We start from the raw sequence: 14189 nt of genomic DNA on the forward strand, positions 1-14189 counted from the left end.
AAAGGCACTGCCTGGTATGAAACTACTAGCTTGCACGTATCACCCTGACATCGGCGGGAATGATCTTCTCGCCTTCATAGAGCATAAACCGGCCGTTCTGCCATTCCACCCGGAGCAATGCATAATCGTCGGATTGGAACTGCCACACATGCTGTTCTCCGCCTTGCATAAAAGGAGTTCGTCCGGTAACCGTCACCGCTCCGATATACTGCTCCTCCAAATGAAACAGATGGCCATCCAGTTCAATCTCTACAGGAACCGCATCCGGTGTATCCAGCCTTCCGTCAATCGGCCGATACAGCTGATACTGCAAGGTCTCCCGCTCCTCGATGTGCAGATAGCTGATCTTCACTCCGTCCTGCAGGGTCAAGACGACCGCATTGCGGCTTGCGTTGTGTACGCGGCCTTGTACTGCATAGGTAACCAGCGATACCTCGCACATATCTCCCGGGGCAAGCGACAGCATGCTCTTCTCCGCCGCTGGCGGCTCTGTCTTCGCGAACAGCTTCCCGATCCTTCTCCAGACATTCATATCAGACAAGACCTCACTATAAGCTTACTTCTTTTCCTCGTATTGCTTGAGCAATGCAGCCAGCTCATCTTCCACCTGCTGATCCTTGCCAAGCTTGTCAAACTCGTCATCCAGACTCGATGGCTTGTTGAGCATGTCGTTGCTGGCTTCCGCATGAGCTTCCATCTGCAGCATCTTCTCCTCCATCCGCTTCATTCCGCTGCTGGCAGAATCGGCGTTGAAGCCGCCCATTGCCTTGTTGATTTCGGTTTGAGCCTTCGCCGCATTGTAGCGGGCAACCAAGGTTTCACGCTTGTTTTTCATGTCAGCCAATTGCTTGCGCATTTCATCCAGCTTGCCGCGAAGATTGTCTGCGGAAGCTTTATTTTGCTCATACGCTGTCTTGTATTCGGCCATCTTGCCTTCGGCCGTTTTCTTCTCTTCCAGTGCGCGGCGGGCAAGCTCCACGTTCTGAGCCTGTGCGGCCGTATGGGCCTGTTGGGTCCGCTTCGCAACCAGAGCCTCCTGCTCCTCAAAAAGCGCTTTGAACTTCTTCTCAATCGCAATTTGTGCAGCGACAGCCTTTTCAGCGTCCTCCAGATCCTCTTGCATATCCCGGATATACTGGTCGGTCAGCTTGATCGGATCCTCCGCTTTATCAATCATGGCATGAATGTTAGACATGGTCAGGTCACGTAATCTTTTAAAAATCGACATTTAATTAGCCTCCCTAATAAAAATATAGATCTTGATAAATGTTTACGTGCCTTTCATTTATAGGTTTCAACTCTTTTAAATAAAATTGTTTCTATTTGCCTGTTCCGATAAATTCCTGCACCCAATAACCGTTGTAGTAGCCCACACCGATCAGATTATAGTTCTTGTTCAAAATATTTGCCTTGTGCCCCGGACTGTCCATCCAGTCCTGCACAACCTCCTTGGCGGACCACTGCCCCTTGGCAATATTCTCGCCGGCGTAACGGTACGTAATATTGAACGCATCCATCATCTCGAAGGGAGAGCCATATACAGGTGATGTGTGATTGAAATAGTTTCTGTTATACATTTCCACGGCCTTGGTCTTGGCCATTTTCGTCAAGTTTGTGTGCACCGTAAGCGGCTTCAATCCGGCTTCGACCCGAATCTGATTGACCAGCTTGACCACCTCGGCGGCCCGTTCCTTCTGTATCTGGGCGTAAAGGGCAGCTACTGCGGTGTTTGTTGCCGCATGAGTGACTTGGCAGCCGGCTTGCCCTGCTCCAATCCCCGTTCCCAAGATGCAGGCGATCATGCCTGCAGAGATCCATTTAATGAATGGCTTCTTCATATGTAATCCTCCCACGAGCTAATCCGCGTTAAGTCGGCAGATGTTTTCTGGATAAAAAATGTGCTTCTTGTCATATTTTAGCATATCCAGGTGCGCAATTCATGGGAAAAAAGTGGCAAAAACCTCTCCGCAAATCAACGAAGGGTGATCGTGATCACCTTTCGGATGCGAAGAGGCATTTTTTTCAACGGAGTGATCCTTTATTTTTTGGAGGCATATTTCCGCATATCGAACGCTACGGCTGCTACAATGATGGCGCCCTTGATAATAAGCTGCCAGTAGGGCCCCACACCGATGAATGTCAAGCCGTAGTTAATGACTGTAAAGATCAGCACCCCCGCCATCACGCCAGGGACCGTGCCAATCCCGCCAGTGGTCGATACTCCGCCTACGACGCAGGCTGCAATTGCATCCAGCTCGTACATGTTCCCGTAGTTGTTGGTTGCGCCGCCGGTTCTGGCTGCTTCCAATACCCCTGCAAGGCCATAGAGCGCGCCGGCAATCGAATAGATGATGATCAGATATTTAGTCACATTGATCCCGGATACCCGCGCCGCTTGCTCGTTGCCGCCGATGGCGTACATGTTTTTGCCAAGCCGAGTCTTATTGAACAGCACCCATACGATAATACTTACGGCTATAGCAATCAGAACGATGAAGGGAATCTTAAAATCGCCGCTCCCGATGCTCCCCGATCCAATCCTTGTAAAGTCATCGCGCAGACCGCCGATCGGTTGGGACTGATTCGGATCCGTATCGAAATACAGGGAGTTAATTCCGTATATGGCTACCATCGTGCCGAGCGTCGCGATAAATGGCGGAACCTTGAGCTTGGAGACGATAATTCCATTGATCATGCCAAAGATCAGACCAACAACGATGGCAATCAAAATCGGAACAAGCAGCGGAAGATGCTGGAGATCCGGGAAGAATCGCCGCGGATAGTCCTCTACCTGAAGCATGGAAGCCGAAATGACGGCTGTGAGTCCCACCATCCGGCCTGCAGACAGGTCGGTGCCGCCGGTAATGAGAATGAAAGCCACGCCAAGCGCAATAATGACACGGGTTGAAGATTGAACCAAAATATCGCGGAATGTGTTGATGCCGATAAAGTTAGGATTATAAATGGCAATTCCGATAACCAGCACAGCAAGCACGATATAAATGGCGTTTTGAGACACAAAGCCTTGTATTTTTCTAATATTTATATTCATGATTTTATCCTCCTTCTCATTCCGTTAATGCTGGGCAGCCAAGCGCATCACTTCTTCTTCCGTAGCCTGGGCTCCGTCAAGGATTCCTGTGAGCCGGCCTTCGGACATGACCATCACTCGATCAGACATGCCCAGCAGTTCCGGCATTTCGGATGAAATCATGATAATGCTCTTGCCTTGCTTCGCCAGATCCGCAATGAGCGTATAAATCTCGTACTTTGCGCCGACGTCAATCCCTCTTGTCGGTTCATCCAATAGCAGGATGTCAGGATCGGTAAGCAGCCAGCGGGCGAGCAGCACCTTCTGTTGATTGCCTCCGGAGAGATTCATAATGAGCGTCTTCGGTGTCGGCGTCTTTGTGCGCAGCTTTTCCACCATCTTGTTGACTTCTTCTTTCTTTCGCTTTTCATTAAGCAAAAAATAAGGGGTCACATAACGCTTCATATTAGCGATCGCCCCATTCTCATGCACGGACAGCACAGGGAATATCCCAGTTGTGCGCCGCTCCTCGGTAAGCAAGGCCAAGCCGTGCTTCTTGGCGTCCTCAGGGCTTGTAATCCTGACCTCCTTGCCATTTATCGAGACGCTTCCCGACGAAATTGCCCGCAGTCCGAACAGCGCTTCGACCAGCTCGGTCCGCTGTGCGCCTACCAGGCCGCCGATACCAAGAATTTCGCCTTTGCGGAGCTCGAAGCTTACATCCTTGAACGATTTCGGCTCCGGCGAGGTCAAGCCCTCAACCTTCAGGATGACGCCGTTAGGAACGTTAAACCGGTCCGGGAAGCGCTGCGTCAAATCGCGGCCGACCATTTTCGAGATAATCAGATCGGTTGTCAACTCGCTTGCCGGCCAGGTGCCGATCTTTTTCCCATCCCGCATAATCGTGACGTCATCGGAGATTCTGAGAATCTCCTCCATTTTGTGAGAAATATAAATGATAGACACGCCGCGCTTCTTCAAATCATTGATGATTCGGAACAAGTGCTCTACTTCGACTCCTGTCAGGGAGGAAGTAGGTTCGTCCATCACGATAATTTGCGAATTAAAGGAAACCGCTTTGGCAATTTCGATAGACTGTATTTTGGAGACCGACAGTTTTCCGACGAGCGTATCCGGACTCAAATCAATATCCAATTGCTTGAACAGATCTTCCGTGTCCTTGTACATCTTCTTGTGGTTGACGAATTTAATCGGTCCCCAGCCCATCATCGGAAACCGCCCGAGCCAGATGTTCTCCATCACATTCCGGAAAGGCACCGGGTGGAGCTCCTGGTGAATCATCGATACCCGATGCCTTAACGCATCGCTGGAATTATTAATCTCAACCTTCTCGCCGTTAATTTTTATTTCGCCATCATCCTGCTTATAAATCCCGAACAAGCATTTCATCAAAGTGGATTTCCCGGCTCCATTTTCCCCCATCAGGGCATGAACGGTCCCCGGTCTGACTTGCAAGGTCACGCCGTCAAGCGCTTTGACACCGGGAAACTCCTTTGATATTCCGATCATTTCCAATGCATATTGCTGTTCTGACACTTGTTTCGCCCCCTAGCAAGGTTAATCGTACAGAGGCACAGTCCTGCTTCTCCTCCAGACTCCATTCCAAAAAATAAAGGAGGTCCGAACCGTCCGGTACGAACCTCCCATTGCTCAGCTGATTATGAGAAGTCCTGCTGCAGGTGCAGCGGCTTATTTGAAATCGGCTGCATTTTCTTTCGTCACTTTTTGATAAGGAATCCATACGTACTGGTTATCCGTAATTTCAAAGCCTACGCTGTCCTTATTCATTTCACTGCCCTTAGCGAGCAGGGAGGCAAGCACTACAGCCGCCTTGCCCTGGTTCTCGGCATCGTTCAGCACCGTGCCCAGCATGGTTCCTTGCTCCAGAGCCTGCAGTGCCGGCGCAGTTGCATCTACACCGACAACCGGCATGAATTTATCGCCTGTGAAATATCCCGCCGCTTTCAACGCTTCAATGGCACCGAGCGCCATATCGTCGTTATTGGCGAATACAGCTTCAATCTTGTCGCCGTTGGCTGCGAGGAAAGCAGCCATCTTCTCTTGCCCCTTCACGCGGTCCCACATCGCTGTATCTTCCGCTACCTTCTCCACCTTGATCCCGGCATCCTCAACCGCCTGAATCGAGTATTGAGTGCGAAGCTCAGCATCCTGATGCCCTGGCTCGCCCTTCAGCATGACATATTGCAGAACGCCGTCTCCGTTCTTGTCGGCCGAAGGATTGGCATTCCAGTAATCCACAATGATCTGACCGGACAAGGTGCCTGACTCTTCAGCTCTGGCGCCCACATAATACACCTTATCCCATTTCTTCATATCTTCCGGCAGCGGCTCGCGGTTCAGGAAGACCACCGGCGTGTCCTTCGCTTTGGCTTTATCGATAATGACTCCTGCAGCTGTACGGCCAACCGGGTTAACAATCATGGCATTCGTCTTCTTCGTAAGGAACAGGTCAATCTTATCGTTCTGCGTCGGCTGCGAGTTCTGGCTGTCTACAATATCCACCTTGGCAATCCCGCTTGCATTTTTCTCAATCGCGTTGCGGACACCGGTCATAAAGGTATCGTCAAATTTGTAGATCGCTACGCCGATATTGGTCTCGCCGTTTCCTCCGCTGGACTTGTCTCCGCTCCCGGAGCATCCTGTCAGGGTGGCGCCCAGCAGTGCCGCCGCTAGGAGTGCAGTTCCGATTTTCTTCATGTTTTGACCTCCTGATTATTTTCTCTTTCAACTTGGATACGCTTTCATTATGCAAGCTTTTCTGGCTGCTGCGAATCAAATATCCTGAGATGTTTTATGAAAATTCTACTGTGATCAATTATTTGACAAAGGGAAATAACAGCTTCTGATGCTCCGGCCACAGCATATTATCCAGATCGATCAGCTTGGTATCCGTAGGGATTTTGTCTTCCAACCGTTCTCCACGGGCCGCCTTGACTGCCGCCGCTACCGCCATGTAGCCGTTATTGAACGGATTCTGAACCACCATGGCCTGAACCGTCTCCTCCTGGAGCAGCTCCAGCATTTCCGGAGGATTGTCGAAAGCGATCATCTTGAAGCGGGAACCGAGTCCAGCTTCCTCTACAGCTCTTCCCGCACCGATCGAGGATTCAGCGCTAAGCGATACGAGCCCGGTCAAGCCGGGATGCTGCTTAATCATTTCACGGGTTAGCCGGTACGCCAGCTCTTCATCGGAGCCGCAATACAGCACCTCCACAATCCGAACGCCCGGAAATCGGGCCGCATAGTCCATAAAGCCTTCCTCCCGCTGATCCGCATTCCGCGCACCCTGTACGAAATTCACGATACCGATGTCTCCCTGGCCGCCAGTCAGCTCCATAAGCCGCTCGGCTGCCTTTTGACCGGCCTCGTAATTGTTGGTGCCGACATAGGTCTTTACCTTCGTGGAGGCCACCTCGGAGTCCATGGAAATGACCGGGATATCGTAATAGGAGGTTCGATCCGTCACTTGGCCAAGAGCCTCATAATCGCTTGCGGCCAAAATAATCGCATCCGGCCGGCGGGCAATGGAGTCCTCCATCAGCTGAATTTGTCCTTGAATATCATTTTCATTCTCCGGAGCAAGCACATTCAGGCTGACATTATATTCCTTGGCGGCAACCTCAGCCCCCATCTGAATCGTGCTCCAATAATCGCCCCGGTTCATCTTGACAATCATATCAATCACAATGGCGTCTTCATCGTTGGGCAGATCTCCGGCTCCCGTACAGGCCGCAGTTATAATCAATAGCGTGATAGCGAATCCCGTCTTGAATAAGTGCAATAACTGCTTCATTCTATATGCCCCCTTCGCGGGAATTAGAGTCTTGGACGGTCAGCGGCAAGGTAATCGTCACCGTCGTGCCCTCCTCCGGCTCGCTCTCGTAATGCAATCCATAAGGCTTGCCGTAGTAGAGCACAATTCGCTCCTGCACATTGTTGACGCCCACGCCGGAGCCGCCTTCACTATGAAGCTTGCCGGCCTTCAGTCGGGCAAGCCTCTCCTTGTCCATGCCTACTCCATTATCGGAAATCATGATGTTCAGAAGCTCCCCTTCCCTGACCGCACGAATACGGATCAAGCCCGGCTCAGGCGACGGCTCGATTCCGTGATGAATCGCATTTTCCACAATTGGCTGGAGGATCAGCTTCAAGGTCAATGCGTCCAGAATGTCCTCCTCCGCCTCAATTTCATAACGGAATTTATTCTTGAACCGGATATTTTGAATAATCAAATAATGCCGGACATGCTCCAGCTCATCCCGAAGCGGAATAATATGATCTCCTTTACTAAGGCTGATCCTAAAGAAGCGCGACAAGGAGGTAATCGTCGTTACCACCTCTTCGTTCCGTCCGAGCTCCGCCATTCGGGTAACTGAATTGAGCGTGTTATAAAGAAAATGCGGATTAATCTGCGATTGCAGCACATCAAGCTCGCTTTTCCGCTTCGCTTCCTGCTCGTTAATAATTTGATCCATCAGCTCCCTGATCCGGCGCAGCATCAGATTGAAGCGCTTGGACAGCTGCTCTACCTCATAAGCCCCGCTGACATACACATTAGTTCCGAAATCGCCCCGCTCCACCATCTGCACCGACCGTTCCAAGCGTTGAATCGGCTGGGATATTTTCGCGGACACATAAATATTGACAGCCATAATGATAATAATCGCAACCAAAAGAAACCCGTATAGAAATTGGCTCAATTCCTGTCGGGTCGTCAAGAACTCATCCGCATAGGCAACCCCGACAATCTTCCACCCTGCCGGCCTTACCGTCTGTATCGTAATCAGGCGCTTCTCTCCATCCAGATTGTCCATATAACTGCCGTAGGAATAGTTAAGCACCGGCTCCAGATTTTCATATTTCAACCCGGCATAGATCAACTGCTGCTGCGGGTGATAGACGATATTTCCTACGTTATCGATGATATAGACGTAACCCTTCTTGCCCAGACTTACCCGCTGGCTCAGTTCATCAATGGTCCGGAAATTGAAGTCCATGACCAGAACGCCTTGCTTCTCTTGCGCCCCGTCATTATATGGAACCAGCTTGCTCATAGACACGACCCAGCGGTAATCCGATTTGAACAAGTTCTGAATGTGCGGGGGCGAAAATTGCAGACTGTTCGGATATTGGAGGGCGGATTCGAACCAGGTCTGCTCGGTCAGCCTGGTATTTTTGCGCATCCCATTCGAAGGCAGATTTCGCACGAGCTCCCCCTCCTCTGTGAAGAGAGCCATTGTTACCAGATCCTCCCGGGTGCTCAGAATGGTCTCCAGCTGATCTCCCAGTCTGACATCGCTATGGAGATCCGGAGATTGCTGAATCCGCTTCTCTGCCACCGTGAACACATCCTGCATCCCGCCGACATACAGCTCCAGATTGGCATTCACCTGCTCGATGATCTGCCCCAGGTTCATGTAGGCGTTCTCTTCCGCCGTTCGCGCGGAACGCTCCACAAGCAGCACACTAACCAGAACTACGGCGACAATGGTCACAGTCACAGAAGACATCGAAATCAGCGCCTGAATTTTTCGGAAATGGAAATTCCGAATCGCTTTGCCGATATAACGCAGCCAGCTCATAGCAGTTGGACTCCGTTCCGGAATTCCTTAGGCGAGATCCCGAATTTCTTGCGGAAGCAAAAGCTGAAATAATTCGGATCGGCGAACCCGACACGCTCTGCTATTTCAAAGGACTTCATGTCCGTGGTCAGAAGCAAATGCTTCGCAGCCTCCATCCTTAAGCCCATCAAATAGCTCACAAAGGTCGTCTTCGTCTCCTTTTTAAAAATATTGCTGAAATATCCAGTGCTGATGTGGAGCTGCTTGCATACCTTGCCGATGGAAAGCTCGCAGTCCTGATAATGCTCATTCATGAACTGCTTCGCTTCCTCCACCAGCTTCTGGTAGCCGGTCTGCCGCTCACTCGCAATGGAACGCTTCAAGGTGAAGCAAATCCCCGTAAACCAGCCCTTGGCTTCAGCCGAATAATTCAGCCGGGAGAACTGCCCCAGGAAAGCGCCCGTTTCTCCGAACAGCGCATCCAGATTTTCATGCATTTCCTGCGCGGCCTTAACCACAGCGGTCAGCATCAGAAGCAGGTATGTCTGCAAATCCTGATCTGTAGTGCGGCTATCCAGCAATCCGTTAAACAACTCATCCAGCAATTGCTCAAGCTCCTCATCGCTTCCGAGCTTCAGGCAACGGATGAGTTCTCTTTCCTTCTCTTTATCAAATGTGAAGGGCACAACCTGCCTCATCTCCACATCATCAATCCAGATGACCTTGTTGTTGCCTAATATAAGCTGGTAATCCAGTGCCCGCATCGCATCCTGATACGAGGAATTGAGCTCGCTAAGCTCGTTTACTGCCGAACCGGCTCCGATGGTCAGGGTCAGCTTCAAATAGCGTTCAGCCGTATAGCGGATCTCTTCAAGCAGCTTCAGTGTCCTGCTCGTCATTTCTTCGTGATCACGGCTGTCGAATACAGCCAGAACAATGACCGCGTTGAGATGAATGAATACAAGAGACCTGGAGCAGCGGCTTACCAGCTCTTCAGCGACATTCAACACGGCAAACAGCTGGAGCTCGGGGGCCTTCTCCTGAATTTCGTCTCGATGAATGACAGCAACCATATATCCTTCGCCCTGCAGGTCAAGATCATACTGATTACATTTTTCAAAGATCTCCTCCTTACCCAGCGAATGGCTGACAAGGCTGCTCAGGAACAGACTGCGCAGGACCGGAAGGTTTCGGAAATAATGCTCCTTGAGTTGCTGAATATCCTCCTTCGCCTGGCGTTGTTGATCCAGCCTGACCTTCACTTTATCGAGCACGGCACACAATTCTCCGGCAGAGAAAGGCTTGAGCAGATAGTCGTCAATGCCAAGCGAAACCGCTCTCTGAGCATATTCGAATTCCTCAAATCCGGTCAGAATAACGATTTTCGTGTCCGGATACACAGAACGGATCCATTCCGACAGCTGAAGACCGTTCATGAAGGGCATCTGAATATCCGTCACCACAATGTCAGGCAAATATTTCTCGACCAGTTCCATGGCTTCTCTTCCATTTTCAGCCGTATCTACCACCTCGCAACCGATACTCCGCCAATCTATCAAATGCAGCAATCCTTCTCTTACATCGACTTCGTCATCCACCAGCAGTAGCTTGTACATCCGAATCAACCTTCTTCATCTAGGATTCTCACTCAATTCCAACAACCGATTCTACCCGATACTTGCATTTTTGTAAACGGTTTCTAAACGTTGCTGCTGCATCCGATCCACGACCTTGGTCCAGTTTCATTTTCCGTCCCTGGTCTATTTAAGTATTCCAAGTATTTCGATACCATGTTAATATCAAATGGAACAGACCATTTGGGAATTGTTAACCAATTATAATGTGGGTGTGGAATAAATATGAACAATGAACAAACCAAACAAATTTATGTCTTGCTCAGCAATCCCAATACCGTCGTCGCTAAAATGATCGGCTTTTACACCAGAGCCCCTTATAATCATGCATCCATTGCGTTCGATTCGGAGCTTAAAGAAATGTACAGCTTCGGCCGCAAGCATCCGATGCTTCCAATCCTGGGCGGCTTTGTTAAGGAAAACATTCATTCCCGCGTCTTCGACAAGGCTTCTTGTGCGATATACAGCTGTACGGTCAGTGAATCTGTATACCATCAAATGAGAGACTACGTCCGTCAATTTGAGGAGAACAAGGACTTGTACAGCTATAATTTCCTTGGCATTCTTGGCGTCGTGCTTAACATGGAGCTCGGAGGAAAAAATTCCTTCTTCTGCTCCCAGTTTGTGAGCAGCGTGTTTCTGAATTCAGGCATGCAGCTGTTGGACAAATCCGCTTGTTTGACGACGCCTGACGACTTGTCTACCTGCTCCTGCCTGAAGCTTCATTTCCGGGGCTCGCTGAACCACTACCGGGATAAATATTGCCATTCCAAGGCCGGATACGCGTTGCAGGAAAGAACCTTATTCCCGGCTAAAGCCAATTAATCACCGCAGAAATAATAAAAGGATCATCCGTCGGAAGCAAAGCTCCGCAGATGATCCTTTTTTTAGGAAATTTGAAATTATCCTTGTACTATTTTGCTCAAATGATAACCAGCACTCACAAAACCGCAGCGTTCATAAAAAGGCTTGCTGGAGAAGCTGCTCTCCCGGGCAATCGAAACATGCAGCTGTGAGCTATGGCGCACAGCGCCCCAGCGTTCGGCCTCATCCAGCAGACGTCGCCCTATCCCCTGTCCCCGATGTTGATCATCGACGATCAGAGCTGTAATCAAAGTTACAGGTTTACTCATATCATGCGTCTGATGCTGCTTAAGAAATACCGTACCTACCACCTTGCCATCCAATTCGGCAACCAGACAGGACATTTGCTCATGATTTTCCAGCATGGCAAGCCGCTCCTTCAATACATTGACCGTTGTCGGATAACGCAACTGCCGCATCAATGGAATCATGTACTGCACATCTGCGCAGGAACTTCTTCGAATCACCAGGACAGGACTGCAAACCTGACTACTCAATGGGACCACTCCACCTTTTGATATACTTGCCGCAGTTCTCCAAAAGCTGCGGACTAGGGTAACAACCTATAGTTGTTACTATCAGTTGATCGATGATTCTACTCTGTAGGCAACGTGTGAAGTGTGCTTACGATCGCTGTTGTTCACGGATTTCTCTAACTGAACTAAGCCATTAAATAGTAGAAATCCGCTCACAAAGGCGAGCGCTTACGCTTTATGCTTCCGAAGTAGCTTTCTTACAGAAAGCTTTTAACACTTCACACTTTTGCCTTTTCTACGTAGCTTCTTTCGTGTAACTGATATAGAACCAAAAATAGCTTTACTCCTATTCTCCTGCTAGAGGAGCCGAAATGCAAGTACATAATTGCGAAATTCGCTAATATTCGACAAGTTACCACAAATTATTTAAAACTTTGTCTAAATGCGAGTTCAAAAAGTCAGCTTTTCAGCACCGAGAAGGTTGCGGGAACCCGAAGAAGGAGGAACGGAGTGTAGGCAGAACCTACATGAGTACCGGACTTCTAGGGTGAACGCAAGATTCGATGTCGAATCAACCCCTTGGAACACTTCGTGATCAAAAGATGGCTTTTTGAACAACCTCTAAATGCGAGTTCAAAAAGTCAGCTTTTCAGCACCGAGAAGGTTGCGAGAACCCGAAGAAAGAGGAACGGAGTGTAGGCAGAACCTACATGAGTAAAATGCTTCCAAAGGAAGCATACCTCGTAAGCATCCGCTTGGACTTCCAGGGTGAACGCAAGATTCGATGTGAATCAACCCCTTGGAACACTTCGTGATCAAAAGATGACTTTTTGAACAACCTCTTCGAGGGATTCGACCTGTTTCAGCCTCTGCAAAAAGTCTCTCGTCTCTGCTTCATCCCCGCTCAGCGTCTGAATTCCGGTCATCCATTCGTTCCATTGGACCTCGATGGATGCCGTCGCCTCGCGTAGTCTCCGGGAATAGCCTTGGGCATAATACTCAATAAGCCTTTGGCCGGCTTCCTCCACGGCGTCCTGAAGCACAGCAGCAAGCGGCTGTTCCAATGCCTGTTTTAGCTCGCGTCTCCCACCTCCTTCGAAAAATAGTTTCGGGCTCTTGAAGAAGCTGTCATAATCTGCTGCTGCCAAGCTGTGTTCAAGTCTTCTCTTCATAAGAGAAGGAGTGTCCCAGGGACTCCTGTGCTCGGTTATAAATACAGGAGCATCCTCAAGCTCAAGGATGAGCTCGTCTAGCCTGCCTTGGATTTGACTCGACATCAAGCTCTCGCATTTCTTTTCCAAGCGCAGCGAGGCGGCCTGGAGCTCCCTTTCCAGTTCTATAGAGAGCTGGCTCAACCAGCCGTGAAAGGAAGCGCCGAATCTGGCCCGCCTTGAGCCTGCTTCCTCAGACAGCAAAGAGGGATGGAAAAATTCCTGGAATAAATCGCCTGCGTACAGCTTCAGACGATTTCTCGCATGGAACAGCAATTCTTCCGCCTCCTGTCTGAGCTCGGGAAGCCGAACCTCGCCCGCAAGCCTGGCTGTAAAAGCCAGCACTGCCTTCGTGTCCTCTTGCAATCTCGCAAGCTTCTCTTCGCGCCGCTCCCGGCTGTGTTCCAGTGCCAGCTGCCATTCTTTTGCCTGCGCAAGAACAGTTTGCAACTCTCGCAATGCCGATTCCAGTGCCAGATGGGTAAGCTGGCGGTTGATAAATGCATAGAAGTCCTGCTCAAATGCTGCCAATCCCGAAGCGTCCAGCAGGGAGAAATCCCCTCGCTCTTTGGCCTGACGGGCAAGCTTGCTGGAGAGGGCGAAAACCTGCGGTTCCGTAATGCCAGCCCGGATCAAGCCTTCTTTCACATAGCCGGTTACTTCAGCAAGATCCTCGCTGGATGAAGCAAGATCCGCCGCATTGACGATAAAGAACATTTTGTCCAATGCGAAGCTGCCCTTTACTCTGCCAAGATGGGTTAGAAACTGCCGGTCCACTCTGGAAAAGGCATGATTATAATACGTTACATAGAGCAACGCATCGCATTGCTTCATATACTCAAAGGTGACTCCGGTGTGCCGCGCATGAATGGAGTCGGCCCCCGGTGTATCGACGATGGTCAGCCCTTGTTCCGTTAATGGACAGCTATAGTAAAGATCCATCCACTCTACGAAGCAGGCTTTGCCCTCCTGAGCTGCGTAAGCGGCAAACTCCTCGATATCCGTTAACTGCTGTGTCCCCAATTTCCTCTCATGGGCTTCCCATTGAGATGCCGCTGCTTTCAGGAAGCTGTAATGAGTTCTGCCCGGCGCAGGAATCTCGTCCGGCTTAAGCCGAGCCACTTCCTCTCTCCAGCGATTCGCTTTCCACCTGCCAAGCTGAAGCGACTCATAGGAATGGGCCAGATCGGCCTGCATCGCCTCCGCCGACTTGAAGGCGATGCAGGCCTCCTTGTGCGCCCGCCCGGCTGGGGGCGCAACAATGCGCGTAATCGCCGCCGTTGTCGGATGCGGCGATACGGGCAGGACGAGTTCGCCGAGCAAGGCGTTGGCGAACGAGGATTTGCCTGCGCTGAAGGCACCGAACAGCG

Annotated in this window: 12 protein-coding genes; 1 reads left to right on the forward strand and 11 read right to left on the reverse strand. The window is 50.4% G+C overall.

All coding sequences use genetic code 11. From position 1 onward, the window contains the following. Positions 1 to 25 precede the first annotated feature (25 nt). The 9 genes from TX85_RS09350 to TX85_RS09390 all read right to left on the reverse strand — a co-directional run bounded on the left by TX85_RS09350 (position 26) and on the right by TX85_RS09390 (position 10250). On the reverse strand, positions 26 to 532 hold the full coding sequence (locus TX85_RS09350; RefSeq protein WP_044478840.1) for a DUF4178 domain-containing protein: 507 nt from the start codon (positions 530 to 532) through the stop codon (positions 26 to 28). Positions 533 to 556: 24 nt separating this feature from the next. After that, positions 557 to 1228, reverse strand: coding sequence for a PspA/IM30 family protein (locus TX85_RS09355; RefSeq protein WP_044478841.1), 672 nt, complete (start codon positions 1226 to 1228; stop codon positions 557 to 559). A 91-nt stretch (positions 1229 to 1319) separates the two neighbouring features. After that, entirely contained in the window at positions 1320 to 1838 is a 519-nt protein-coding gene (locus TX85_RS09360; RefSeq protein WP_044478842.1) for a CAP domain-containing protein, read from the reverse strand. A gap of 200 nt (positions 1839 to 2038) precedes the next feature. After that, positions 2039 to 3052 carry a galactose/methyl galactoside ABC transporter permease MglC gene (mglC, locus tag TX85_RS09365; protein WP_044478844.1) on the reverse strand — a complete coding sequence of 338 codons (1014 nt, stop codon included), beginning with the start codon at positions 3050 to 3052 and terminating at the stop codon, positions 2039 to 2041. A gap of 24 nt (positions 3053 to 3076) precedes the next feature. After that, positions 3077 to 4561, reverse strand: a complete 1485-nt coding sequence (locus TX85_RS09370) for a sugar ABC transporter ATP-binding protein (protein ID WP_081671739.1) — start codon at positions 4559 to 4561, stop codon at positions 3077 to 3079. 180 nt (positions 4562 to 4741) lie between these two features. Then, a complete protein-coding gene (locus TX85_RS09375) occupies positions 4742 to 5770 on the reverse strand; it encodes a galactose ABC transporter substrate-binding protein (protein WP_044478846.1) in 1029 nt (342 codons plus the stop codon). 118 nt (positions 5771 to 5888) lie between these two features. Continuing rightward, a complete protein-coding gene (locus tag TX85_RS09380; protein ID WP_044478847.1) occupies positions 5889 to 6866 on the reverse strand; it encodes a substrate-binding domain-containing protein in 978 nt (325 codons plus the stop codon). A 1-nt stretch (position 6867) separates the two neighbouring features. Beyond that, positions 6868 to 8655, reverse strand: a complete 1788-nt coding sequence (locus tag TX85_RS09385) for a sensor histidine kinase (protein WP_044478848.1) — start codon at positions 8653 to 8655, stop codon at positions 6868 to 6870. Then, on the reverse strand, positions 8652 to 10250 hold the full coding sequence (locus TX85_RS09390; RefSeq protein ID WP_044478849.1) for a response regulator: 1599 nt from the start codon (positions 10248 to 10250) through the stop codon (positions 8652 to 8654). The genes TX85_RS09385 and TX85_RS09390 overlap by 4 nt, the downstream gene beginning before the upstream one ends. Before the next feature lie 243 nt (positions 10251 to 10493). On the opposite strand from TX85_RS09390, the gene TX85_RS09395 reads away from it, so the two are divergent. After that, a complete protein-coding gene (locus TX85_RS09395; RefSeq protein ID WP_044478850.1) occupies positions 10494 to 11093 on the forward strand; it encodes a C40 family peptidase in 600 nt (199 codons plus the stop codon). Between the two features lie 77 nt (positions 11094 to 11170). On the opposite strand, the gene TX85_RS09400 is transcribed toward TX85_RS09395, so the two are convergent. Together TX85_RS09400 and TX85_RS25350 are read right to left on the reverse strand one after the other, a co-directional pair. Further along, positions 11171 to 11629 carry a GNAT family N-acetyltransferase gene (locus tag TX85_RS09400; RefSeq protein ID WP_049894885.1) on the reverse strand — a complete coding sequence of 153 codons (459 nt, stop codon included), beginning with the start codon at positions 11627 to 11629 and terminating at the stop codon, positions 11171 to 11173. A gap of 794 nt (positions 11630 to 12423) precedes the next feature. Beyond that, positions 12424 to 14189 (reverse strand): dynamin family protein (locus TX85_RS25350; RefSeq protein WP_187375135.1); only part of this gene is annotated, 1766 nt, incomplete at its 5' end.

It is taken from the genome of Paenibacillus antibioticophila (genome assembly GCF_000455265.1).
Lineage (GTDB): Bacteria > Bacillota > Bacilli > Paenibacillales > Paenibacillaceae > Fontibacillus > Fontibacillus antibioticophila.

Coding starts and splice junctions, on each gene's coding strand:
- TX85_RS09385 (WP_044478848.1), bottom strand. CDS start 8,655: ATGAGCTGGCTGCGTTATATCGGCAAAGCGATTCGGAATTTCCATTTC.
- TX85_RS09350 (WP_044478840.1), bottom strand. CDS start 532: ATGAATGTCTGGAGAAGGATCGGGAAGCTGTTCGCGAAGACAGAGCCG.
- TX85_RS09360 (WP_044478842.1), bottom strand. CDS start 1,838: ATGAAGAAGCCATTCATTAAATGGATCTCTGCAGGCATGATCGCCTGC.
- TX85_RS09375 (WP_044478846.1), bottom strand. CDS start 5,770: ATGAAGAAAATCGGAACTGCACTCCTAGCGGCGGCACTGCTGGGCGCC.
- TX85_RS09370 (WP_081671739.1), bottom strand. CDS start 4,561: ATGATCGGAATATCAAAGGAGTTTCCCGGTGTCAAAGCGCTTGACGGC.
- TX85_RS09380 (WP_044478847.1), bottom strand. CDS start 6,866: ATGAAGCAGTTATTGCACTTATTCAAGACGGGATTCGCTATCACGCTA.
- TX85_RS09395 (WP_044478850.1), top strand. CDS start 10,494: ATGAACAATGAACAAACCAAACAAATTTATGTCTTGCTCAGCAATCCC.
- TX85_RS09355 (WP_044478841.1), bottom strand. CDS start 1,228: ATGTCGATTTTTAAAAGATTACGTGACCTGACCATGTCTAACATTCAT.
- TX85_RS09390 (WP_044478849.1), bottom strand. CDS start 10,250: ATGTACAAGCTACTGCTGGTGGATGACGAAGTCGATGTAAGAGAAGGA.
- mglC (WP_044478844.1), bottom strand. CDS start 3,052: ATGAATATAAATATTAGAAAAATACAAGGCTTTGTGTCTCAAAACGCC.